Consider the following 24,003-nt stretch of genomic DNA (forward strand, 5'->3'; position numbering starts at 1 on the left):
TGACAACTATACGCCGTACAAGTTCAACTATACGACGTACAAGTACGACGTATAGGGGGACTGTCGTGGACCGCAAATGGTGGGCGCTGATCGCGATGACGCTCGGCGCCTTCATGACCGCGCTGGACAACAACGTGGGCAATGTCGCCTTACCGACCATCCAGCGGGAGCTAGGGCTGACGATCTCCGGCCTGGAGTGGATCGTGAGCGGCTACATCCTGGTGTTCGCCGGGCTGATGCTCGTCGGCGGCAGACTCGCCGACCTGTACGGAGCCAGGCGGGTGTTCGTCACCGGCCTGATCATCTTCACCCTCGCCTCGCTCGGCGCCGGGCTCGCGACCAGCGGCGGGACGCTGATCGCCGCCCGCGCGGCGCAGGGCGTCGGCGCGGCGCTGCTCACCCCGACCTCGCTGGCCCTGCTCTCCCAGATCTTCCCCGACCCGGCCGAGCGCGGCAGGGCCGTCGGCATCTGGAGCGTGGCCGGCGCGCTGTCCATGGCGCTCGGCCCCGTCACCGGCGGCTTCATCAGCCAGAACCTGCACTGGGGCTGGATCTATCTGATCAACGTGCCCATCGGAGCGGTGACCCTCGGGCTCGCGCTGTGGGCGGTACGGCCCGCTTTCACCCGGGTACGGCACCGCCTGGACCTGCCGGGCCTGACCACCTCCGCCCTCGCGCTGTTCGCCCTGACCTACGCGCTCATCGAGGGCGAGGCCGCCGGCTGGACCTCGCCGGAAATCCTGGCCGCCGTCGCCGTCACGCTGCTGTCCGCGACCGCGTTCGTGCTGGTCGAGAGGAGATCCGCGGAGCCGATGATCGACCTGTCGCTCTTCCGGGCCAGGCAGTTCACCGGTGGCGCCATCACCAGCGGCATCTGGTCGTTCGGGGTGTTCGGCATCTACTTCTTCAGCGCGCTCTGGCTGCAGAACGTGCTCGGCTTCAGCCCCACCGAGGCCGGGGCCGCCTTCGTGCCGATGGCGTTGATCATGGCGGTGGTGGCGGTGCTGTCCCAGCGGATCAGCTCGCTGCTCGGCATCGGGCGGACGGTGGCGCTCGGGATGACGCTCATGGGGGCCGCCATCCTGATGCTCTCCGGCGTCGGCGCGGCCGCCGGCTACTCCGACGTGCTCCCCTGGTTCATGCTGTACGGCCTCGGCGGCGGCCTGATGGTGCCCCTGACCGCCGCCGTGCTCAGCGGGATGCCGGCGGGACGGTCAGGGGTGGCCTCCGGGGTGCTGAACGTCTTCAGGGAGGTGTTCGGGCTGCTCGGCATCACCGTCCTGGGCGCGCTGCTGACCGCCAGGCAGGCGGCGAGCGACGGGCCGCCGCTGACCGCCTTCCTGGAGGGTTACCAGTTCACCCTGGTGATCGCGGCCGTGGTCGTGCTGGCAGGCATCCCGGTCGCCCTCTCCACGCTGCGCGAGAGCCGTACCCCGAAGAAGGAGGAGCGGCCTCAGACCGTGATGGCCGGGTCGGCGAACTGAGTGCGGTAGAGCTCCTCGTAGCGCCCGCCCTCGGCGAGCAGTTCGGCGTGCGTGCCGCGCTCCACGATCCGCCCGTCCTCGATGACCAGGATGACGTCGGCGGCGCGGATCGTGGAGAGCCGGTGCGCGATCACCACGGCGGTCCGCCCGTCCAGCGCCTCGGCCAGCGCCTCCTGTACGGCGGCCTCCGAGGTGGAGTCGAGCGCCGCGGTGGCCTCGTCCAGGATCACCACCCGGGGACCGGCCAGCAGCAGCCGGGCGATCGTCAGCCGCTGGCGCTCGCCGCCGGACAGCCGGTAGCCGCGCTCGCCCACCACCGTGTCCAGCCCGTCGGGCAGCGACTCGATCAGGGCGGCGAGCCGGGACCTGCGCAGCGCGTCCCACAGCTCCTCCTCGCTCGCCTCCGGGCGGGCGAACAGCAGGTTGCCCCTGATCGAGTCGTGGAACAGGTGGCCGTCCTGGGTGACCATGCCGAGCGCCTCGCGGATGGAGTCGGCGGTCAGGTCCCGTACGTCCACGCCGCCGATCCGGACCGCGCCCGCGTCCACGTCGTACAGCCTCGGCAGGAGCTGCGCGATCGTCGACTTGCCCGCGCCGGAGGAGCCCACCAGGGCCACCATCTGGCCCGGCTCGGCCGTGAAGGAGACCCCGTGCAGCACGTCGACCCCGCCGCGGCTGTCCAGCGCGGCCACCTCCTCCAGCGAGGCGAGCGACACCTTGTCGGCCGAGGGGTAGGCGAAGCGCACCTCGTCGAACTCCACGCCGACCGGCCCGGCGGGCACCTCACCCGCGCCCGGCCGGTCCTTGATGAGCGGCTCCAGGTCGAGCACCTCGAAGACCCGCTCGAAGCTCACCAGCGCGCTCATCACGTCCACCCGAGCGCTGGCCAGCGCGGTCAGCGGCGAGTAGAGGCGGGTGATCAGCAGCGCCAGCGCCACCACCGAGCCCGCGTCGAGCTGCTCGCGCAGCGCGTAGAAGCCGCCCAGGCCGTAGACGAGCGCCAGTGCCAGCGCCGACACCAGGGTGAGCGCGGTGACGAAGACCGACTGGGTGAAGGCCGTACGCACCCCGATGTCACGCACCCGCCTGGCCCTCGCGGCGAAGTCGGCCGACTCCATGGCCGGCCTGCCGAACAGCTTCACCAGCGTCGCGCCCGGCGCCGAGAACCGCTCGGTCATCTGGGTGGCCATGGTCGCGTTGTGGTCGGCCGCCTCGCGCCTGAGCCGGGCGATCCTGACGCCCATCCGGCGGGCCGGCAGCACGAACACCGGCAGCAGCAGCAACGCCAGCAGGGTGATCTGCCAGGAGATGCCCACCATCACGGTGAGCGCCAGCAGCAAGGTCACCACGTTGCCCGCCACGCTGGACAGCGTGTCGGTGAAAGCCCGCTGCGCGCCGATCACGTCGTTGTTGAGCCGGCTGACCAGCGCGCCGGTACGCGTCCGGGTGAAGAACGCCACCGGCATCCGCTGCACATGGTCGAACACGGCGGTGCGCAGGTCCAGGATCAGCCCCTCGCCCAGCCCGGCCGACAGCCACCGGGTCAGCAGGCCGAGCCCGGCCTCGGCCACCGCCAGCCCCGCGATCAGGGCGGCCAGGCCCACCACCACGCCGAGCGGCGCGCTCTGCCCGATCGCGTCCAGCACCCGGCCGGCCAGCACCGGCGGAGCCACCGCCAGCGCCGCCATCACCACGCTCAGCGCCAGGAAGACCGCGATCCTGCCGCGGTGCGGTCTGGCGAACCCCCAGACACGGCGGAGCGTCGCCTTCGACACCTGGCGACGCTCCGGGTTGTTGTTCAGCGAATACAGCTGGTGCCACGCGGTCACTTCCATGCTCATGACATGGAGACTAGGACCTCAAGTAAACTTCAGGTCAACTGCCGATCTTCTTGCCCTTGTCGTGCCACACCACCGCGACGGCCGGACGCGGCTGGTCACCGTCGGGCCAGCGGCTGGCCGGCTGGTCCGGGCTCGCCCCGTCCACCTCGCCCGGGTGCTGCACCGCCACGAACACGCTGCGCTGGTCCTCGGTGACCATCGGGCCGCAGGTCTCCGCCCCGATCGGGACCGTGAGGAACTGCCGCACGTGGCCCCGCTCCCGGCCGCGCACCGGCATCACGAACAGGCCGTCATGCCCGCCGAGCCGGCTGCCGTCGGTGGAGATCCACAGGTTGCCGTCCCGGTCGAAGGCCAGGTTGTCCGGGCAGGAGATCGGCGACACCTTGGACTTGTCGTAGCCCGCGAAGTAGGTCGAGGCGTCGTTCGGGTCACCGCAGACCAGCGGGATGGACCAGGCGAACGTCGTGGCCGCCGCGTCGTCACGCCGCTCCACGATCTCCAGGACGTGACCGTGCTTGCTCTGCGCGATCGGGTTGGCCTCGTCCGTCTGGGCCGCGGCGCGGTTGCTGTTGTTGGTCAGCGCGACGTAGACGGCGCCGGTCACCGGGTTGCGCTCCACGTCCTCCGGGCGGTCCATCTTCGTGGCCGTCACCTTGTCGGCGGCGACCCGGGTGTAGACCAGCACCTCGACGGCCGTCATGCCCGCCACGTGCGACTTGTCACCGGTGACCAGCGGGATCCACTCGCCGGAGCCGTCGAACTCGCCGTCCGTGGGCAGCTTGCCGGAGCCGTCGATCTCCGCCGCCGGGCTGTCGCCGGTGAACTTGGCCACGTACAGCGTGCCCTCGTCCAGCAGGGTGCGGTTGTGGCGGTCGTTGCCGCGGCGGTAGCGCTCCTTCGAGACGAACTTGTACACGTACTCGAAGCGGGAGTCGTCGCCCATGTAGACCACCAGGCGGCCGTCGCGGGCCAGCGACGTGGTGGCGGCCTCGTGCGCGAACCGGCCCAGCGCGGTCCGCTTGATCGGCGTCGCGTCCGGGTCGAACGGGTCGATCTCCACGATCCACCCGAACCGGTTGACCTCGTTCGGGTGCTTGGCCAGGTCGAAGCGCTCCTCGATCCGGTCGAAGCGACGGCCGGAGACGCCCGACGGGATCGCGTACCGGGCGATGTACGGCGCCTGCTCCGCGGGCACCTTGTCGCCGTTGACGAAGTATTGGTTGAAGTTCTCCTCCGCGGTCAGCACCGTGTCCCACGGGGTGGTGCCGCCGGCGCAGTTGTTGAGCATGCCCAGCGGCTTGACGCCACGGGGGTCGGCGGTCGTCTTGAGCAGGTCGCTGCCGGCCGCCGGGCCGGTGAACCGCATCGGCGTCCGCGCGGTGACGCGCCGGTTGTAGCGGCGGCGGCCCTTGGTGACCAGCTTCCACTGGCCCGTGGTGCGCGCCCGCTCCACCTCGACGACCGCGCCGCCGTGCGCGGCCATCGCGATCTTGATCTGCTCCTCCGTGGCGGCGTCCCCGGTCGTGTACCCGCGGAACATCAGGGCCTCGTCGGTGTACTCGTGGTTCACCCAGAGCAGGCCCCGGTCGCGGCCCAGCGGGAAGAGGGTGACGAAGTCGCAGTTGTAGCCGAACTGCTTGGCCTGGGCCTCGGCGCTCTGGTCGTCGAAGTCGAACGCCGGCGCGTCCGGCAGCACCGGGTCACCCCAGCGCACCACCACGGACGAGCGGTAGCCACGGGGCACCCGGAGCGCGTCGTCGGTGTTGGGCGGGACGGGCTCGAAGGAGATGCCGCCACCCGGACCGCCCTGGCCGCCGTGCTTCGCGGCGGGCTCGGCCGGATCGGCGAACGCCGGCGCGGCACCCACGACCCCGGCCCCCGCCACCAGCGCGCCGAGCGCGCCCGCGCGCAGCGCGCCCCGCCGTGACAGCGCCTGCTCGGCCACGTCACCGAAGTAGGGGTTGCCGCTGGTGTTGGCGACATCGTGCGCGCAGGCGTTGCCGCACCGGAACTGACAGGTCATCGCGGAACGGCCACCCTTGTGCGGGGTGGAAAGCAGCGGCAGCAGCCGGCGCGGCGACAGATTCGCCACAAGTCCTCCAAGATAGTGCGGTCTTCGGCCGGGACACTACGGTCGCTGCGATAACCGCAGGTGAACGGCACCCTCCGGCACGATGAACGCTTCCGGGGAGCACAATGGGCCGGTGCCACCACGCAAACTGGACCCGGAAAAGGTCAGAGCCGCCCTCGACGCCCAACTCGTCGCGCTCGACGAGCCGCCCTACGACGGCCCCGCGACCGCGCTGGCCGACGCGCTCGTGGCGGCCGTCCTCGCCGCCTACGACCGTGGCCTGCGGCCCGAACGCGACGCCGCCCGCCAGGCCGTGCGGCACCTGCTCGACCGGCTCACCGCCGTCGCGCCCGGCCGGACCGTGGAGGTGCGCATTCCGCCGTACGCCGCCGTACAGGCCATCGCCGGGCCCCGGCACACCCGGGGCACGCCGCCCAACGTGGTGGAGACCGACGCCCGCACCTGGATCGAGCTGGCGGTCGGGCGGGTCACCTGGGCCGAGGCGATGGCCCGAGGCGCCGTCTCAGCCAGCGGCGCCCGCGCCGACCTCTCCGACCACCTACCCCTGCCACCCGTCTAGCCGGCCGCGCCAGGCCGGTGGACCACCTGTCCCTGCCACCCGTCTAGCCGGCCGCGCCAGGCCGGCGGACCACCTGTCCCTGCTCAGCCGGTGGCGAGCCAGGGGATGCGCTGTTCCAGGCAGCGCTCGGCGAGCCCGTTGGGGAGTTGGCCGCACTCCTGGACCACGCTGTAGAACCACAGGGCCAGGGCGGCGAAGATGATCAGGGCGAGCACGCTGAACGCGATCCCGGTGATCGCCCGGCCCTTGCCCGTCTGCCTGGCGATCGCCACGATGCCGAACACGATCGACAGGATCGCGGTGAGCAGGCCGATGAAGCAGACGAAGACCAGGAATGGACTGGCCACCCCCAGCACCAGCGACGCCGTGGCCAGCCCGTTGCCCGGCTGGCCGGGCGGTCGCCAGTCGGGCGGATACTGCGACGGTCCCGCCGATCCGGGCGGCGGCGGGTAGGCGGCCCCTCCGCCGGGAGCGCCGTAGACAGGGCCGGCTCCCGGCGGTCCGCCGTACGGGCTGGACGGCGAGGTCCCCGGCACCGCGGGCTCCTGCGCCTGCCCGTACGAACCGGCCGGCCCGCCGCCTTCCTGCGACTCCCGTCCGTACGCACCCGCCCGCGCGGCGCCAGGCTCCCGTCCGTATGGGCCGGCGGGCGCGGCACCAGGCTCCTGCCCAGCCTCCCCCGAAGGCGCGGGCTCCTGTCCGTACGGACCCGAAGGTGTGGTCCCTGGGGCCTGCCCGTACGGACCCGAGGGTGTGGCACCAGGGGCCTGCCCGTACGGACCCGAAGGTGCGCCGGTGCCCTCCCGTGGCGGGTCGAAGCGAGACGGGGGCCGTGCGACTTCGGGGCCTGGCTCTTCACCTGTGTCGGTCTCTTCCCAGCCGGGGTAGGGCGGGGTGCTGCCGGGCGGGCGAGGCTGGGGCCCGCTGGGGCGGTCGCGGGTGTCGAAGCGCACCGTACGCTCGGCGTCCGTCTCGTCAGAGACCTGGGTGGGCTCGGGGACCTCGGGTGAGGAAGGCAGATCGGGATGCCGCGGCTCGCCGGGACCACCACCAGGCTCCGGCCCAGGGCCACCCGGCTCAGGTTCAGGCCCGCCCGGACCAGGCTCAGGCCCCGGTCCAGGCCCGCCCGGACCAGGCTCCGGCTCAGGTCCTGGGCGGCCCGGCTCGGGCACCGGTCCTGGGTCAGGCACGGGGTTCGGGTCTGGGCGGGGAACTGGGCCCGGGCCAGGCTTGGGGACGGGTGGGCGGTCGGTGGGTGGCCGGTCGGTGGGTGGGACGACCGGTGGGACGGGCGTGATGGGTTCTTCGCCCGGCTCCTCCTCGGGAACACGTCCCTCGGTATAGCGACGCGCCGCCGTATCCGGCTCGCGGGCGGGTGGCTCCTCCGGCGTGCCCTCGGACCACCAGGGAACCTCCTCGGGCGGCTGGGAGGCCGGCTCACGGCTGGGTTCGTCCGGGTCTGGACGGTCCTCGCGCCCGCGAGGCTGGTTCGGGTCCCCAGGTGTGGTCACGTCCGCGTCTCCCGATGGGTTGAATGCCGGATACTTCACCTTTTCGCGGAAGCCGCCATCGAAACCCTTCGACACGGTAAGACCCTGGTCAATCTTGGCTCACTTTGTGCTAAATCTGCAGGCCACAGGCAAGATGAGGACATCCCGTACGCGTCACCCAGAGCCCCGAATCAACCATCCCCCACACCCCCGCGAAGAACCCCGTACAAGCGAAAGCGAACCCCCCACAGACGAGACATACACCTGAAAACGGACCCACCAGAGGCGAGATCGCACGCAAGGCCCTGAACACCCGATCTGGCCTGATCTTGGCCCTGGTGTGCGAGCACGAGAGCCGCCGACCTAGACTGAAGTACGTGCTGAAGGGCGACGGCCGACTCGGTCATGACCTGGACCCCGATGACCGCGCACCGAAGGACGCATGTGGCGTCTTCGGCGTATGGGCGCCAGGCGAGGAAGTTTCCAAACTCACCTACTACGGGCTGTACGCGTTGCAACACCGCGGCCAGGAGTCCGCGGGCATCGCAGTCAGCGAGGGCAGCCGCATCCTCGTTTACAAGGACATGGGCCTGGTGGCCCAGGTCTTCGACGAGTCGGTGCTCGGCACCCTGCGCGGCCACCTGGCCGTCGGGCACTGCCGCTACTCCACCACCGGCTCCAGCGTGTGGGAGAACGCTCAGCCGACGCTGAGCTCCACCGACGTCGGCGGGCTGGCGCTCGCCCACAACGGCAACCTGATCAACACTCCGGAGCTGGCCCAGCGCCTGGCCCCGGGCGCCACCAGGGCGACCACCGACACCGAGGTGCTCACCGCACTGCTGGCCCAGGACCGCACCCGCTCCATCGAGGACTCCGCCGCCGAGCTGCTGCCGCAGGTCAAGGGTGCCTACACCCTGGTGTTCATGGACGAGAAGACGCTCTACGCCGCGCGTGACCCGCAGGGCATCCGCCCGCTGGTCCTGGGCCGGCTGGAGCGAGGCTGGGTCGTCGCCTCCGAGACGGCGGCGCTCGACATCGTGGGCGCCACCTTCGTCCGCGAGGTCGAGCCCGGCGAGATGCTCACGATCGACGAGCGCGGTGTGCGCTCGCGCAGGTTCGCGCTCGCCGAGCCCAAGGGCTGCCTGTTCGAGTACGTCTACCTTGCGCGCCCCGACACCACCATCGCCGGGCGCGGCGTCCAGGTCACCCGGGTCGAGGTGGGCAAGGTCCTGGCCCGCGAGCACCCCGTCGAGGCCGACCTGGTCATCCCGACACCGGAGTCCGGCACCCCCGCCGCCGTGGGCTACGCCCAGGAGAGCGGGATCCCCTACGGCCAGGGCCTGGTGAAGAACTCCTACGTGGGCCGCACGTTCATCCAGCCCTCGCAGACCATCCGCCAGCTCGGCATCCGGCTCAAGCTCAACCCGCTGCGCGAGGTCGTCGAGGGCAAGCGGCTGGTCGTGGTCGACGACTCGATCGTGCGCGGCAACACCCAGCGCGCCATCGTGAAGATGCTGCGCGAGGCGGGCGCGCTCGAGGTGCACGTACGCATCTCCTCGCCGCCCGTGTCGTGGCCGTGCTTCTACGGCATCGACTTCGCCACCAGGGCCGAGCTGATCGCGGGCTCGCTCTCGGTCGAGGAGATCCGCGCCTCGCTGGGCGCCGACAGCCTCGGCTACATCTCGCTCGAAGGGCTCACCGAGGCCACCACCATCCCCGCGGATCGGCTCTGCCGGGCCTGCTTCGACGGCTCGTACCCCATCCCGATCGACCAGGACAACGTCGGCAAGTTCGTGTTGGAGAGCAAGGCGTGAGCACTTACGAGGCCGCCGGGGTGGACATCGAGGCGGGTGAGCGTGCCGTCGCGTTGATGAAGGACAAGGTGGCCCGCTCACGCAGGCCCGAGGTGGTCGACGACGACAGCGGCTTCGCCGGGCTGTTCGACGCCTCGGCGCTGCTGCGTTACCGGCGGCCCCTGCTGGCCACCTCCACCGACGGCGTCGGCACGAAGGTGATGCTGGCGCAACGGTGGGGCAAGCACGACACGATCGGCATCGACCTGGTCGGGATGGTCCTGGACGACCTCGTGGTGTGCGGGGCCGAGCCGCTGTTCATGACCGACTACATCGCCTGCGGCAAGGTCGTGCCCGAGCGGATCGCCGAGATCGTCGGCGGGGTGGCCGAGGGCTGCCGTCTGGCGGGCGCGGCCCTGGTGGGCGGCGAGACCGCCGAGCACCCGGGTGCGATGGGCGCCGACGAGTACGACCTCGCGGGCGCCGGCACGGGGGTCGTGGAGGCCGATCGGATGCTGGGCCCCTCCCGGGTGCGGGAGGGTGACGTGGTGCTGGGCCTGGCCTCGTCCGGCGTCCACTCCAACGGCTACTCGCTGGTCCGCCACGTGATCAAGAACGCCTCGCTCGATCTCGACACGGTGCTGCCGGAGCTGGGGCGGCCACTGGCCGAGGAACTGCTGGAGCCGACCCGCATCTACTCACTCGACTGCCTGGAGCTGGCCCGCTCGGTCGACGTGCACGCCTACGCGCACATCACCGGCGGCGGCGTGGAGAGCAACCTGTCCCGCTCCCTGCCGGGCCACCTCGGCGCGGTGCTGGACCGCTCGTCGTGGACCCCGCCCGCCATCTTCGAGGTGCTGGCCGGTCACGGCCGGATCGAGCAGAGGGACCTGGACCGCACCTTCAACCTGGGCGTCGGCATGGCCGCGATCGTCGCACCCGAGGCCGCCGACGAGTCGATCCGGCTGCTGACCGACCGGGGCCTGCCCGCGTGGGTCCTGGGCGAGATCGTCCCGGGCGCCGGCGAAGCGGTGTACGGCTAGGACACGACGAAAGCCCCACGGTCTCCCGTGGGGCTTCGACGCACTTGAACGAATGGACCCGCGCCGGAGCGCGTGTCCATTCTCACGCTGAAGAACGGCTAGCGGCGTCCGGACGTGCGACCATCGTCGTCGTCTCCGGGGCCATAGCCCTCGGCGTAATCGGCATACCGATCCGCCAGCTCGTCGTTGATGTCGTCGGCGTCGTCGTTATGGTCGGGCTCGCCGACCCCGAGTTCGTCGCGAAGTCGGTCAAGATCAGTGCCACCGCTGTTGTACTTCAGCTGGCGAGCAACCTTGACCTGCTTGGCCTTTGCTCGGCCGCGCCCCATTGGCTCGACCCCCTCGTGTGGGGTCGTCCCCGACCCCTCGTCGCTAACGCACCACACACTGACGTCGCCCTGACTGTGGACGTCAGCCTATCGTTCGCCTATTACCGTACCTGTTTTGTGCCCAGCTCGGTACGTCGTATGGGCGCGGGCCATCAGCGGCCCAGCCAAATGCCCCTTAGACGCCCGACTTCTGACATTCTGCGCTCGGCCAGCCTATCCGCTGCGACCGCCGGAGGGACTCCCTCGTCCGCGGCGATCCCGAAGATCTTCAGAGTCGTGTCGTAGATCTGGGCCGCCTTGGCGCGCGCTCGTTCCATGACGAATCCGCCGATCTCATCGGCCACCTGGATCACGCCGCCCGAGTTGACGACGTAGTCGGGCGCGTAGAGGATGCCCCGCTCGTCGAGCTGCTTCTCGACGCCGGAATGGGCGAGCTGGTTGTTGGCCGCGCCACAGACGATCCTGGCCCGCAACCTGGCCACGGTGGCGTCGTCGAGCGCGCCGCCCAGGGCGCAGGGGGCGAAGACGTCGAGGTCGGCCCCGGTCATGGCCCGCGCGTCCGCCACCACGTCGACTTCGGGGTGGCGCCGGCGTACGCGCTCGATGGCCTGCTCGCTGACGTCGCAGATCACCACCTCGGCGCCGTCCTCGCGCAGCAGGTCCACCAGGCGGTGGCCGACCTTGCCCACGCCCTCGACGCCCACCCGCCGGCCGAGCAGCGACGGCGTGCCGAAGACCCGCTCGGCCGAGGCGCGCATGCCCTGGAAGACGCCGAACGCGGTGAGGATGGAGGAGTCGCCGGCGCCGCCGTGGGAGAGGGTGCGGCCGGTCACGAAGCGTGACTCGCGGGCGATGAGGTCCATGTCCTCGCTGTAGGTGCCGACGTCGCAGGCGGTGATGTAGCGCCCGCCGAGCGACTGGACGAAGCGGCCGTAGGCGCGCAGCAGCGCCTCGCTCTTGTCGCGGCTCGGGTCGCCGATGATGACGGCCTTGCCGCCGCCATGGTCGAGCCCGGCCAGCGCGTTCTTGTAGGACATGCCTCTGGCGAGATTGCGCACGTCGGCCAGCGCCGCATGCTCGTCTGCGTACGGATAGAACCTGGTGCCGCCGAGCGCCGGGCCGAGTGCGGTGCTGTGGACGGCGATGATGGCACGCAGGCCGCTCTGCTCGTCGGCGCAGAACACGACCTGCTCGTGAACGTCCTTGTGGGACGAACTGAAGACGTCGGTCACGGTAGTGACTCCCTGTCCGGTCCGCCGCACCTTTGCGGCGGAGATCGCCTTACAGCGTAGTAGGCGCTATGCACAGCGGCTTGTCTTCATGACACGATGCCTCCGTGCTGCCCTATGCCGCCTACCTCCGCGTCTATGAGCCGCTGACCGCGTTCGCCGAATCCGAGCGCAAGGTCTGGGCCGACTACGCCGATTCGCGCGACCGTCCACGCCGCGCCAACGCCCTGCACGCCGAGCACGCGGAGTCGCTCAGGCGACTGCTCGGCATGCCCCCAGAACCCGTTCCATCACAGGAGAGCCCCAACGCCTACCTGCGGCGAGTTGAGGACAGACTGTACGTCTGCCCGTGGCAGACCCGGTTGCGCTCGTGGCTGGCGTTCTCACGGCTTCGCGGCGGCACTCCCGCGAAGCTGATGGACCGTTTCGTCCCCCAGGCGATCGCCGAGCAGACGGTCGACGACTTCGATCGCTACAAGCGCAGGGGCGACTCCTCGATGCTGCGCACGCACATCCGGACCACGGCCTGGCACGTGCCACCGTCGTGGTTCGTGCCGTTCGACGGCAACGAGCGCTGGCTGGTGCTCGGCTCCGCCACCCCCGGCCAGGACGTGACCACCGCCACGGGGCGCAACCTCATCTACGTCACCTCCATGGCGCAGGCCAGGAGGCGGGCGGCGCGGGCGCTGCAGGTGATGCGCCGGCATCTGGGCGATACCGCCCCCAACTTCGACGTAGAGGACATCGCGCGCTGGCTGGAGGAGTTCCATCCGCACTCGCTGGTCGAGCTCGACTACGGCGGTCTGGTGCATCTCATGGACGACGACGCGCTGCAGGCGGATCAGTCCGTCGCGGAGCTTTCGGCCGCTTTGACAGGGCTGGACACGGGTCAAGAAGAACTTGCCTATGCCATGTATCAGAGGGTCATCCTTCGCTGGAAGTCAATGCAACTTCTGGAATCTGCCAACTGAACCCCAATAGGACCGTCTGACCTGCATGAGTAGGTCACGACTCGCGGCTGCTCTCTTCTGCGAACTGAGTAGTTTGCCGTTTTCACTGCGATACCACGAAACGTGTCGCTAGAATCACCGAGCGTGACATCGCCATGGGGGCAGGCAGTTGAGCCCAAAGAGGGGCTCGCCAATCGCTCTGCGTGGCGGTATGGTCACATCGGGTGATACCGCATATGGCCCAGAAAAGCCGCACGCTCTGGACCATAGGGGGACATCCGTGACAGGCGCACAGGCAGTCACAGGATCGCGAAGCCGGTCCACACGGAGGAGAGGCCGCACAAATGTCAGCTCGTACACCCGAGGCCGAGCCGCTGCTCACGCCCGCCGAGGTCGCGACCATGTTCAGGGTCGACCCCAAGACCGTTACCCGGTGGGCCAAGGCGGGCAAGTTGACGTCGATTCGTACCCTCGGCGGTCACCGGCGCTACCGGGAGACCGAGGTCCGCGCTCTGCTCGCGGGGATTCCGCAGCAGCGCTCGGAGTAGTGCCAGGGTCGTCACGAACCTCAGGGGGGTTGAACGGTGGGCCAGGTCGGCGCGACCCGGTCCACCCCTGTGACGACACAACGTCGCGAGGGGAGTTGGCGCCGCCCGCCCGGCGCCATTCTTCTTCGCAGAGCCAGACCGTTTCGCAGAGCCAGACCGTCGACCGCTCTTCTTCGCAGAGCCAGACCGTCCACCGCCTGTCGAGCTCGGTGTCATAGCCGGCCGCCGCGCCGAGCGCGGTGAAACACCGTCCGCTCGTCGTCCCCGCCGTCTCGATCCACGACCTCAGCGTCGTGCGCGGCACCGGTTCGGCCCCGTGCCGGACAACCGCGCCTGACCGCCGTACGGGCCATCCGCGCAGGTCACCCGCGCCGGACAACCGCCCCGCAGGAGCCTGAAGCCCACCGTGCCGTCCTTCCGGTGGCCACCACTCGTCGCGGCGATCGACCGATTAGCGGCATCCCGCGCATCAACCCGTACCCTGCGGCGAACTCGATCGTTTGGTGAGACAGGTGCCCAACTTCGCATCGCGGGGGAGACACATGTCAGGTCCGCCAGTCAAGACTTCAACCATCACCAAGCTGAGAGAGGTAGATACGCTGCCTCGGCCAAGACCCACCATCCGGAACGTCGCCGAACGAGCCGGCGTCTCCAAATCGCTGGTCTCACTCGTGCTGCGCGGATCCCCGCACGTGAGCGAGCACCGGCGTCAGGCCGTGTTACAGGCCGCCCGCGAGCTCGGCTACCGGCCGAACGCGGTGGCGCGCAGCCTGGTCGAAGGCCGCACCCACCTCATCGGAGCGCTGGTCGCCGACCTGCACAATCCCTTCTACGCGGAGTTCCTCGACGGGCTGCAGGAGAGCCTGCACGGCGACGGCCTGCGCATGCTGATCGGCAACAGCCAGTGGGACCCCGCCTTCGAGGACGAGGCCGTGGAGGCCTTCCTGGAGCTCAGGGTCGACGGACTGGTCCTGTTAGGCATCGCGCCGACCAGTGAGACCCTCATCGAGGCCACCGCCTACACCCCGACGGTCGTCGTAGGGGAACGTGACATCGATCTGGAAAGCGTCGACATCGTCGTCGACGACGACCAGCTCGGCGCCCGGCTGGCCATCGACCACCTGGTCGAATCCGGCCACAAGCGCATCGCGCACATCGAGGGCGCGCGCTCCTCCCGCTGCGAGGGCTACCTGGTGGCCATGCGCAGGCACGCGCTCGCGCCGTACATCATGGTCGAGGCCGCGGACTCGACCGAGAGCGGCGGCAGGGACGCGGCGCTCGCCCTGCTGACCCGCGACCCCAGGCCCACGGCGATCTTCGCCGCCAACGACGTGGTGGCGCTCGGCGTGCTGTCGGCCGCCGACCAACTGGGCCTGCGCGTGCCCGAGGACCTGTCGGTGGTCGGCTATGACAACACGCACCTTTCGGCGTCCGGCCGCATCTCGCTGACCTCGGTCGACCAGCCGCGCCGCACCATGGGCAGGACGGCCGCCGCGCTGCTGAGCGACCGGATCACCAACCCTGCCACCCCGGCCCGCCTGCGCGAGATAACTCCGGAACTGATCGTGCGCCGCAGCACGGGACGGGCCTAAGAGCAGGCCAAGGCTGGGTCAACATGCTTCGCGACACCGCCGGATGGCGGTTGACTCACCAGGGTCATGCTAGTTGTGGCCGGATTCGATCCGGCCACGATCTGATCCGGGGGGACAGCCATGCGTGATCCAGAACTGGTGTCGTGCGCCCAGCGTGCCGCGGCCGAGCTCGAACGGGCCTGGGCGCAGTGGCGGGCCGGACGAGGGAGAGGAACCGACGTCGGCGCCGAGTCCGTCGCCAGCTACGTCGCCCACTCCCTCGACCACCCGTGGGGCCGTCCCCGCGTCGTCCTCGGCCTCGACGCCGAGGACGCGCGGGAACTGGCCGCCCTGCTCCAGCGCCAGGAGGTCGGCGAACACGTCTGGTGAGGGCCGGGGTGTGGTGGTTCGGCGCATACTGCGCCCGTTCGGCGGAGGCTGGGGTGTGGTGTGGTGGTTCGGCGCGTTCGGCGCGTTCGGCGCGTTCGCCGGAGGCCGGGGGCGGGCTTGACGTAGGTTGGAGCCCATGCGTGCTCTACCAGCCTCCGTCCTCGCCGCGTGCGGCCTGATCGTCTGCGCGTGCGGCGGCGCCGCGTCCAGCGGGTCCACGGCAGGTCAGGCCGCCGAGCAGGCCACGGCGCGAGCCACCGCCGCATCGACGGGCCAGGCCGCCAAGCCCCAGGCCGACGGCACCGGCGTGGCCTCCAGGCCCGCGCCGGCCGCCGACGAGCCCGCCGCCAAGCCGCTCGGCGGCAAGGTCGTGGTCATCGACCCCGGCCACAACGGCGGCAACTTCCGCGATCCGAAGGCCATCAACCGCAAGGTCAACGTGCTGACGCAGTGGAAGGCCTGTGACACCACCGGCACCGCCACCGCCAGCGGCTACTCCGAGGCGGCCTTCACCTGGGACGTCTCCAACCGGCTCGCCAAGATCCTGAAGAGCCGGGGGGCCGCGGTCAAGCTGACCAGGTCCAGCAACACGGGTGTGGGGCCGTGCATCACCCAGCGGGCCGCCATCGGCAACCGCAACAAGGCCGACGCCGCGATCTCGGTCCACGCCGACGGCTCGGCGACGCGCAACCACGGCTTCCACATCATCATGCCGAAGAAGATCAACGGTCCGGTAGACCCGGTCGTGAACGCCTCCAGCAAGCTCGGGGTGACCGTACGCGACGCCTTCCGTAAGGGCACCGGCCTGCCCTACTCCACCTACATCGGCACCAAGGCCCTCAACTACCGCAACGACCTGGGCGGCCTCAACCTCTCGACCGTGCCGAAGATCTTCCTCGAAGCGGGCAACATGAAGAACCCGACCGAGGCGGCCAAGTTCCAGGACCCGCGCTTCCGGCAGCGGATCGCCCTGGCTTTGGCCAACGGTTTGCAGCAGTATCTCAATCCATGATTCCTCGCCCGAAGGTGCTCAATCCCCTGTCCGGCTCCTACGACCTGGCCGCGGGTGCCACCATCTCCGGGCCAGACACTCTGATAGAGCCGGTACGGACCGCGCTGCCCATGCTCGACCTGCGGCCCGGCGACGACGGCGCGATCGCCACCAGGCACGACCCGGCGCTCGGCGTCGAGGGCTACCGGCTGATCGCAGGCTCGCGCGGGATCGAGATCACCACGGGCGGCCCGGCCGGCGCCTTCTACGCCGCCCAGTCGCTGCACCAGCTCCTGCCCGACGCCTCCTACCGCGTCACGGCGCGAGGGCCGTGGACCGTGCCCGGCGTCCGGATCGAGGACGCGCCCCGCTTCCCGTGGCGCGGCCTGCACCTCGACGTGGCCAGGCACTTCTTCCCCAAGCGGGAGATCATGCGTCTGGTCGACCTGATGGCCGTGCACAAGCTCAACCACCTGCACCTGCACCTGGCCGACGACCAGGGGTGGCGGGTGGAGAGCCGGGCCTACCCGCTGCTGCACGAGATCTCCTCGCACCGGCCGCGCACCGCCGTCCACTTCTACCGCGAGGACGAGGCCTACGACGACGTCCCGCACGGCGGCTACTACAGCCTCGCCGACCTGGCCGAGCTCGCCGCGTACGCCCGCGCCCGCGCCGTCACGATCGTCCCCGAGATCGACGTGCCCGGCCACGCGTCGGCGATCCTGGCCGCCTACCCGTCGCTCGGCGTCACGGGCGAGCCCCACCGGGTGATGGACCGCTGGGGCATCTCCCCCGCCATCCTGTCGCCGCTCCCGGCCACCGTCGAGTTCCTCACCACGATCTTCGACGAGCTCCTCGAAGCCCTCGGCGACACCCCGTACGTGCACATCGGCGGCGACGAGGTCGTGCTGGACCGCTGGACCTCCTCCCCCGAGATCGTCGCCTACCGCGAGTCCCTCGGCCTGGCCTCGGCCAACGACCTCCAGGCCTGGTTCCTGCGGCAGCTCGCCGACGCGCTGGCCGAGCGGGGCTCGCGCGCCGTGGTCTGGGACGAGGCGTTCGTCAGCGGCGGCCTCCGGCAGGACACCGTCGTGATGCCCTGGCGGGGCATGAACGTCGGCCGCCGCGCCGCCGCCGCGGGCCACGACGTGGTCGCCACCTCCGTCTTCCCGCTCTACCTCGACTACGCCGAGGCGGCCTCCGCCGAGGAGCCGATGGCGATCGGCGAGACCATCACCGTCGCCGACGTGGCCGCCTTCGACCCCGCCCCCGCCGACTGGTCCCCCGACGAGCGATCCCACGTGCTGGGCGTACAGGCGCAGCTCTGGACCGAACGGGTGCCGGACGCCCGGACCATGGACTACCGGCTGTGGCCGCGCGCCTGCGCGGTCGCCGAGATCGCCTGGGGGCCGCGCGACGACTTCGACGGGCGGCTCGACGCGCACCTGGGCCGGTTGGACGCGCTCGGCGTCGAGTACCGGCCGCCGGCGGGCCCGCACCCCTGGCAGCGCCGCCGGCCGCACCGGCCGGGCATGATCGACGTGTCGGCGGTGATGGACCGCATCGACGAGATGACCCTCGACGCGGAATCAACCCGCCCAAGCGTCTGACCCACCACGACAACCCTTCCTGTACGGCGCGAGCAGCCGGTTCAGGAGTCGGCGTGAGCGGGCGGTTCAGGAGTCGGCGCGAACGCCGGTTCAGGAGTCGGCGTGAGCGGGCGGTTCAGGAGTCGGTCAGTATGGTCAGGCGGTGTGGGAGGGCGGTGTTCCGTCTGTCGCCGAGGCGGCGTACGGCCAGTTCCAGGGCTTCTCGCTGGCCCACCAGGACCACCCAGGTCTTCGCCCTGGTGATGAGGGTGTAGAGGAGGCGGCGGCGGAGCATGATGCCGCCCGATTCGGCGACGATGGGGGCGACGACGAAGGGGTATTCGCTGCCCTGGGAGCGGTGGACGCTGATGGCGTAGGCGTGGGTGAGCTCGTCCAGCTCGTCGAAGGCGTACTCGACCTTGTGGGCGTCGTCCGTCAGGAGCTCGGTCAGCCGGTCTCTCGGGTTGATCCCGGTGACGGTGGCTATCTCGCCGTTGAAGATGCCTTTGTCGTAGTTGTTGCGGATGGACATGACCCGGTCGCCCACCCGGAAGACCGTGGAGCCGTACCAGTGCTCGTCGACGTCGTCCCTGGGCGGGTTGAGGCGGTCCTGGAGGGTGCGGCCGAGCTCGATGGTGCCGGTCGCGCCCTTGCGCATCGGGCACAGGACCTGGACCTGCTCGGGGCGGATGCCCTGCTTTCTGGGGATCGCCTCGGTCGCCAGGTGGATCACCCGCTCGGCCACCGCCGCCGGGTCGTCCAGCTCCTCGAACCAGAAGCCGCCCCCGCCCGGCAGGAACGGCAGCTCGCCGCCCCGGATCCGGTGGGCGGCCTGGACGATGCCGCTGTCCTGCGCCTGCCGGAAGACGTGGGTCAGCCGGATGCGGGGGATCTCCGCCACGCTGAGCACGTCGGCCAGCACCCTGCCGGGCCCGATGCTGGGCAACTGGTCACTGTCGCCGACGAGCAGCAGGTGGCTGCCGGACGGGATGGCGGCCGTCAGCCGGGTGGCCAGCTGCAGGTCCAGCATGGACGCCTCGTCCACCACGATGAGATCCGCCTCGGCGGGGACCTCCTGGAACAGCATCCCGTCCGCCAGGTCGGGCTGCTGGGCGAGCATCCGGTGGACCGTCATCGCGGGCAGGCCGGTGAGCTCCGAGAGGCGCTTGGCGGCCTTACCCGTCGGGGCGGCCAGCGTCACCCTGCCGCCCATCGCCCGTACCGTGGCGGCGATGGCCGCGACGGTGTGGCTCTTGCCGCAGCCAGGACCGCCCGTCAGCACGGACACGGTGCTGGTCAGCACCAGGTTGACGGCGGCGCGCTGGTCCTCGTGCAGCCGCTGGTCCTCCGCGAAGGGCCGCAGCCGCAGCGTCGAGCGCGCCTGGAAGAGCCTGGCCAGCTGGGCGGCCAGCGCCACCTCCCGGCTGTGCTCCTGCTTGCCGTAGACGACCGCCTGGCTCGCGTCGGTCATGGACGCCTCCACGACCACCCGGCGCTCGGCGTGCAGCGCGTCGATGGCTCGCCTGATCGGCTCCTCGTCCTGCTCGACCAGGACCGACACCTGGGCGACCAGGGCCCGCAGCGCGAGGAAGCAGTGTCCGCCGCCGGCCGCCGCCGCCTCCAGCCGGTCCACGACCGCCGCCTTGATCCGCTGCCCGCTGCTCGCCGGCACTCCGGACCGCAGCGCGATGCGGTCGGCGGTGTGGAAGGCGATCCCCCGCACCCGGCCCACCAGCTGGTAGGGGTCGGTGGTCAGGACCCGCAGCGCGTCGTGACCGTACGACTGGTAGATCTTGGTGGCGAGCAGGGGGCTGACGCCGAAGCCCTGCAGCGCGACCATCAGCTCGGCGACGGACTTCTGCTCGGCCCACGCCTCGACGATCTGCGCCTGCCGGATGGCGCCGATGTTGACGACCTCACGCAGGCGCTCCGGCTCGGCGTCGATGACCTTGAGCGTCTGCTCGCCGAAGTGGCTCACGATGGCGTGCGCCAGCCGGGGGCCCACGCCCCGGATCAGGCCGGACCCGAGGTAGAGGGTGATGGCGCGGACGGTGGACGGCGCCACCCGCTCGCACCCCTTGACCTGCAGCCGGCCGCCGTAGCGGGGATGCTCGCCCCACTCGCCGGACAGCAGCAGCCGCTCCCCCGGCTGGACTCCGCCGAGCGCCCGCCCGGCGGCGACGAAGGCCCCGGCGTCGTCGGAGCTCATCCGGGCCACCGTGTAGTCGTCCTCGCCGACGTGCAGCAGTTGCTCGACGGAGGCCTCCACCTCCGCCTGCTCCGGTCTCGCGAGCGCGGTCACGCTGAACTCCCCGCCATCGCCGGCATCCTTCCGACGCACGGACACTAACCTCCCGCTACGACAGTCCCGCGCCGCACGGGGGCAGCCGACCGTACGAGACGCGCGTACAGCAGGTGGGCACGCCGGTCGAGCGCCATGCCCGTGCCGTACGACGGCAGGTGGTCGCGCCGGGCGAGCGTCATGGCTATGCCGTGCGGCCGATGATGTCGGTGATGGTGGACACGCGGTGCCGGCGGGCGCGGCGGGCGAGTTGGCGGTGGATGCGGGCGGCCCACAGCGGCCCGCCGTAGATCCAGCCGGTGTAGCCCTGCACCAGCGTCGCCCCGGCCAGCAGGCGCTCCCAGACGTCGTCCACGTCCTCCACGCCGCCGACCGACACCAGCACGATGCGGTCGCCCACCTTGGCGCGCAGGCGGCGCAGCACTTCGAGGGAGCGGGCCTTGAGCGGTCGGCCCGACAGGCCGCCCGTCTCGCCGCTGTGCTTGATCGTGGTGTTGGTGGCGATGATCCCGTCGAGCCCGAGCTCCAGGGCCAGGGCGGCGACGGCGTCGACGTCCTCGTCCGCCAGGTCCGGAGCGATCTTGACGAGCAGCGGGGTGCGGCGGGGGGTGCCGTCGGCGACCTCCTTGACCGCCGTCAGCAGCGGGCGCAGCAGCGAGACGGCCTGCAGGTCGCGCAGGCCGGGCGTGTTGGGCGAGCTGACGTTGACCACCAGATAGTCGGCCAGCGGCGCGAGCTTCCTGGCGCTGGCCACGTAGTCGGCGGCCGCCTCGGATTCGGGCACCACCTTGGTCTTGCCGATGTTGACGCCCACCACGACCGGCACCCCGCGGGTGCGGCGCAGCCTGCGGGCGGCGGCCGTGGCCCCGGCGTTGTTGAACCCCATCCGGTTGACGACCGCCCGCTCCGGCACCAGCCGGAACAGCCGGGGGCGGGGGTTGCCCGGCTGCGCGTGCGCGGTGATGGTGCCGACCTCGACGTGCGAGAAGCCCAGCGCGGCGATCCCCTCGGCGCAGGCGGCGTCCTTGTCGAATCCGGCGGCCAGGCCGAGCGGGCCGGGGAAGTGCACCCCGAAGGCGCTCACCCGCAGGATGGGATCGTGCGGTGCGAGCACCCGGTGCAGAAGTCGCTTGAGCAGGGGCAGCCTGGCGAGCAGCGCGAGGGCCCTGACGGTCCGGTGGTGCACGGTCTCGGCGTCGAGGCGGCGCAGGACCCAGGTGAACAGGAGGCGATACATCACAGGTCAGGCTACCAATCCGGCTTCGTGCGCGACGATCGCGGCCTGGACGCGGTTGCGCACGTCGAGCCGGGTGAGGATGGTGCTCACGTACGCCTTCACGGTGCCTTCCACGATGTGCAGCCGCCGGGCGATCTCCGCGTTGGACAGTCCGGCGCCGACGAGGGCGAGCACTTCCCGCTCGCGTTCGGTGAGGCCCCCGATGCGGTCGCGGGCGGCGGCGCCGCGTGCCATGCGCCCGCCGGCGAACTGGGTGATGACGCGCCGGGCGACCTTGGGCGACAGGTAGGCGGCGCCGTCCGCGACGGCGTGCACCCCGGCGATGAGCTCGCGCGGGTCGCCGGACTTGAGCAGGAATCCGCTCGCCCCCACGTCGAGCGCCTTGGCGATGTAGTCGTCCTCGCCGAATGTGGTCAGCATCACCACGGCCACCTCCGGCGCGGCCCGGCCGATCTCGGCCGCCGCCGCGAGCCCGTCGAGCCGCGGCATCCGGATGTCCAGCAGCGCCACGTCGGGGTGGTGGCTGATGGCCAGGTCGACCGCCTCCCGCCCGTCGGCGGCCTCGGCGACCACGTCGAGCTCCGGGTCCGAGGCCAGGATGGCCCGGATGCCGGCGCGGATCATGGCTTCGTCGTCGGCGAGCAGTAGGCGAATCACCTGTCTATAGTGACCGACATGGCTCAGTTGAAGGTCTACGGGCGCCGGGACGTGTGGGCGGGGCGGCAGCGAGAGGTGTCGGATCTGCTGCACTCGTGCCTGGTCAGCGCCTGGGAGTTGCCGGAGGACAAGAGGTTCCACCGCTTCCTCCTGCTGGACGCCGACGATCTCATCTGCCCGCAGCGCGGCGAGGGCTATCTGATCATCGAGGTGCTCTGTTTCACCGGCCGCAGCGACCACGCCAAACGCACCCTGATCCGGACGATCTACGAGACTCTGCCCTACCCCGCGGCCGACGTGGAGATCACGATCATCGAGATGCCTAGGACGAACTGGGGCATTCGCGGAGTTCCGGCGGACGAGCTGCACTTGCCGTACAACGTGGAGGTCTAGCCACAGGGGTGAGGGTCAAGCGCGCACCTGGGCGAGCGATATGGTCCGACTCATGAGCACTCACTATGACGTCGTCGTTCTCGGCGCGGGGCCGGGGGGATACACGGCAGCGGTTCGCGCCGCCCAGCTCGGCCTGCGCGCAGCGGTCATCGAGGAGAAATACTGGGGTGGCGTCTGCCTGAACGTGGGCTGCATCCCGTCCAAGGCGCTCCTGCGCAACGCCGAGCTGGCCCACATCTTCAACCACGAGGCCAAGACCTTCGGCATCAGCGGCGAGGTCACCTTCGACTACGGCGCGGCGTTCTCGCGCAGCCGCAAGGTGGCGGACGGCCGGGTCAAGGGCATCCACTACCTGATGAAGAAGAACTCCATCAAGGAGTACGACGGCCGCGGCACCTTCCTTGACGCCAACACGCTGCAGGTGAACGACGAGACGATCACCTTCGACAACTGCATCATCGCCACCGGCGCCACCACCAGGCTGATCCCCGGCACGTCGCTGTCGGAGCGGGTGGTGACGTACGAAGAGCAGATCCTCGCCGAGGAGCTGCCGGAGAGCATCATCATCGCGGGCGCGGGCGCGATCGGCGTGGAGTTCGCGTACGTGCTGCACAACTACGGCGTCAAGGTGACGATCGTGGAGTTCCTCGACCGGGTCGTGCCCCTGGAGGACGTGGAGGTCTCCACCGAGCTGGCCAAGCGCTACAAGCGGCTCGGCATCGAGGTGCTCACCTCCACCCGCGTCGAGAACATCGAGGACACCGGCTCCTCGGTCAAGGTGACCGTCTCCCGTGACGGGCAGCAGCAGGTGCTCGAGGCCGACAAGGTCATGCAGGCGATCGGCTTCCAGCCGCGGGTCGACGGCTACGGCCTGGAGAAGACCGGCGTCGCCCTCACCGACCGGGGCGCCATCGCGGTCGACGGCCGGCTGCGCACCAACGTGCCGCACATCTTCGCGATCGGCGACGTCACCGCCAAGCTCATGCTGGCCCACGCCGCGGAGGCGATGGGCGTCATCGCCGCGGAGACCATCGCGGGGGCCGAGACCATGGAGCTCGACTACGTCATGATCCCGCGCGCCACCTACTGCCAGCCGCAGGTGGCCAGCTTCGGGCACACCGAGGCGCAGGCCCGCGACCTGGGCTATGACGTCAAGGTGATGAAGTTCCCGTTCACCGCCAACGGCAAGGCGCACGGCCTGGGCGACCCGACCGGCTTCGTCAAGATCCTCAGCGACGGCGAGCACGGCGAGCTGCTCGGCGCCCACCTGATCGGGCCCGAGGTCACCGAGCTGCTGCCCGAGCTGACGCTGGCCCAGCAGTGGGACCTCACGGTGCACGAGCTCGGCCGTAACGTGCACGCCCACCCGACCCTCGGCGAGGCGGTCAAGGAGGCGATCCACGGCCTGGCCGGTCACATGATCAACATGTGAGCCGAGGCCGCCGCGGAGATCAGTGATCGGTGCGGGACCCGCGCCGATCCGCCCCGCACCGATGAGCGCGACGGCGCCGACCT

20 protein-coding genes are annotated in these 24,003 nt (G+C 70.7%); 12 read left to right on the forward strand and 8 right to left on the reverse strand.

The window, feature by feature from the left end; all coding sequences use genetic code 11:
• Positions 1 to 65: 65 nt before the first annotated feature.
• The gene (locus tag OHA68_RS08835) at positions 66 to 1,484 is read left to right on the forward strand and encodes an MFS transporter (protein ID WP_327107164.1); all 1,419 of its coding nucleotides are present in this window, start codon (positions 66 to 68) and stop codon (positions 1,482 to 1,484) included.
• On the opposite strand, the gene OHA68_RS08840 is transcribed toward OHA68_RS08835, so the two are convergent.
• Entirely contained in the window at positions 1,454 to 3,325 is a 1,872-nt protein-coding gene (locus tag OHA68_RS08840) for an ABC transporter ATP-binding protein (protein WP_327107165.1), read from the reverse strand. The two genes, OHA68_RS08835 and OHA68_RS08840, sit on opposite strands and share 31 nt — an antisense overlap.
• A 34-nt stretch (positions 3,326 to 3,359) precedes the next feature.
• The gene (locus OHA68_RS08845) at positions 3,360 to 5,417 is read right to left on the reverse strand and encodes a PhoX family protein (protein ID WP_327107166.1); all 2,058 of its coding nucleotides are present in this window, start codon (positions 5,415 to 5,417) and stop codon (positions 3,360 to 3,362) included.
• A gap of 112 nt (positions 5,418 to 5,529) precedes the next feature.
• Between OHA68_RS08845 and OHA68_RS08850 the strand changes: the two genes are divergently transcribed.
• Positions 5,530 to 5,976, forward strand: coding sequence for a sterol carrier family protein (locus tag OHA68_RS08850; protein ID WP_225277845.1), 447 nt, complete (start codon positions 5,530 to 5,532; stop codon positions 5,974 to 5,976).
• 83 nt (positions 5,977 to 6,059) lie between these two features.
• Here OHA68_RS08850 and OHA68_RS08855 read toward each other — a convergent pair whose 3' ends face one another.
• On the reverse strand, positions 6,060 to 6,512 hold the full coding sequence (locus OHA68_RS08855; RefSeq protein ID WP_327107167.1) for a DUF4190 domain-containing protein: 453 nt from the start codon (positions 6,510 to 6,512) through the stop codon (positions 6,060 to 6,062).
• Between the two features lie 1,331 nt (positions 6,513 to 7,843).
• Here OHA68_RS08855 and purF point away from each other — a divergent pair.
• Both purF and purM read left to right on the forward strand, forming a co-directional pair.
• Complete coding sequence (gene purF / locus OHA68_RS08860) at positions 7,844 to 9,280, forward strand: amidophosphoribosyltransferase (RefSeq protein WP_327107168.1); 1,437 nt, start codon at positions 7,844 to 7,846, stop codon at positions 9,278 to 9,280.
• Entirely contained in the window at positions 9,277 to 10,302 is a 1,026-nt protein-coding gene (gene purM / locus OHA68_RS08865) for a phosphoribosylformylglycinamidine cyclo-ligase (RefSeq protein ID WP_327107169.1), read from the forward strand. The genes purF and purM overlap by 4 nt, the downstream gene beginning before the upstream one ends.
• Before the next feature lie 98 nt (positions 10,303 to 10,400).
• Here purM and OHA68_RS08870 read toward each other — a convergent pair whose 3' ends face one another.
• Together OHA68_RS08870 and OHA68_RS08875 are read right to left on the reverse strand one after the other, a co-directional pair.
• A complete protein-coding gene (locus tag OHA68_RS08870) occupies positions 10,401 to 10,631 on the reverse strand; it encodes a DUF3073 domain-containing protein (RefSeq protein ID WP_327107170.1) in 231 nt (76 codons plus the stop codon).
• Between the two features lie 152 nt (positions 10,632 to 10,783).
• Positions 10,784 to 11,863 (reverse strand): Glu/Leu/Phe/Val family dehydrogenase, encoded by a 1,080-nt coding sequence (locus OHA68_RS08875; RefSeq protein ID WP_327107171.1) that lies wholly within the window; start codon positions 11,861 to 11,863, stop codon positions 10,784 to 10,786.
• A gap of 104 nt (positions 11,864 to 11,967) precedes the next feature.
• Between OHA68_RS08875 and OHA68_RS08880 the strand changes: the two genes are divergently transcribed.
• The 6 genes from OHA68_RS08880 to OHA68_RS08905 all read left to right on the forward strand — a co-directional run bounded on the left by OHA68_RS08880 (position 11,968) and on the right by OHA68_RS08905 (position 17,920).
• On the forward strand, positions 11,968 to 12,831 hold the full coding sequence (locus OHA68_RS08880; protein ID WP_327107172.1) for a hypothetical protein: 864 nt from the start codon (positions 11,968 to 11,970) through the stop codon (positions 12,829 to 12,831).
• Positions 12,832 to 13,154: 323 nt separating this feature from the next.
• On the forward strand, positions 13,155 to 13,358 hold the full coding sequence (bldC, locus tag OHA68_RS08885) for a developmental transcriptional regulator BldC (protein WP_013133571.1): 204 nt from the start codon (positions 13,155 to 13,157) through the stop codon (positions 13,356 to 13,358).
• A gap of 542 nt (positions 13,359 to 13,900) precedes the next feature.
• Positions 13,901 to 14,950, forward strand: a complete 1,050-nt coding sequence (locus OHA68_RS08890) for a LacI family DNA-binding transcriptional regulator (RefSeq protein ID WP_327107173.1) — start codon at positions 13,901 to 13,903, stop codon at positions 14,948 to 14,950.
• 120 nt (positions 14,951 to 15,070) lie between these two features.
• Positions 15,071 to 15,319 (forward strand): hypothetical protein, encoded by a 249-nt coding sequence (locus OHA68_RS08895; RefSeq protein WP_049572779.1) that lies wholly within the window; start codon positions 15,071 to 15,073, stop codon positions 15,317 to 15,319.
• 136 nt (positions 15,320 to 15,455) lie between these two features.
• Positions 15,456 to 16,331 carry an N-acetylmuramoyl-L-alanine amidase gene (locus tag OHA68_RS08900; protein WP_327107174.1) on the forward strand — a complete coding sequence of 292 codons (876 nt, stop codon included), beginning with the start codon at positions 15,456 to 15,458 and terminating at the stop codon, positions 16,329 to 16,331.
• The gene (locus OHA68_RS08905; RefSeq protein ID WP_327107175.1) at positions 16,328 to 17,920 is read left to right on the forward strand and encodes a beta-N-acetylhexosaminidase; all 1,593 of its coding nucleotides are present in this window, start codon (positions 16,328 to 16,330) and stop codon (positions 17,918 to 17,920) included. The genes OHA68_RS08900 and OHA68_RS08905 overlap by 4 nt, the downstream gene beginning before the upstream one ends.
• Before the next feature lie 115 nt (positions 17,921 to 18,035).
• On the opposite strand, the gene recD2 is transcribed toward OHA68_RS08905, so the two are convergent.
• The 3 genes from recD2 to OHA68_RS08920 all read right to left on the reverse strand — a co-directional run bounded on the left by recD2 (position 18,036) and on the right by OHA68_RS08920 (position 22,095).
• Positions 18,036 to 20,201, reverse strand: coding sequence for an SF1B family DNA helicase RecD2 (recD2, locus tag OHA68_RS08910; RefSeq protein WP_327107176.1), 2,166 nt, complete (start codon positions 20,199 to 20,201; stop codon positions 18,036 to 18,038).
• A 184-nt stretch (positions 20,202 to 20,385) separates the two neighbouring features.
• The gene (locus OHA68_RS08915; protein WP_327107177.1) at positions 20,386 to 21,438 is read right to left on the reverse strand and encodes a quinone-dependent dihydroorotate dehydrogenase; all 1,053 of its coding nucleotides are present in this window, start codon (positions 21,436 to 21,438) and stop codon (positions 20,386 to 20,388) included.
• Positions 21,439 to 21,444: 6 nt separating this feature from the next.
• On the reverse strand, positions 21,445 to 22,095 hold the full coding sequence (locus OHA68_RS08920) for a response regulator transcription factor (RefSeq protein ID WP_327107178.1): 651 nt from the start codon (positions 22,093 to 22,095) through the stop codon (positions 21,445 to 21,447).
• A gap of 18 nt (positions 22,096 to 22,113) precedes the next feature.
• Here OHA68_RS08920 and OHA68_RS08925 point away from each other — a divergent pair, with 18 nt between their 5' ends.
• Positions 22,114 to 22,488, forward strand: coding sequence for a tautomerase family protein (locus OHA68_RS08925; protein ID WP_327107179.1), 375 nt, complete (start codon positions 22,114 to 22,116; stop codon positions 22,486 to 22,488).
• Positions 22,489 to 22,540: 52 nt separating this feature from the next.
• The gene (lpdA, locus tag OHA68_RS08930) at positions 22,541 to 23,920 is read left to right on the forward strand and encodes a dihydrolipoyl dehydrogenase (RefSeq protein WP_189142663.1); all 1,380 of its coding nucleotides are present in this window, start codon (positions 22,541 to 22,543) and stop codon (positions 23,918 to 23,920) included.
• Positions 23,921 to 24,003: the final 83 nt, after the last annotated feature.

It is taken from the genome of Nonomuraea glycinis, assembly GCF_035920485.1.
In the GTDB taxonomy this organism is placed as follows: domain Bacteria; phylum Actinomycetota; class Actinomycetes; order Streptosporangiales; family Streptosporangiaceae; genus Nonomuraea; species Nonomuraea glycinis.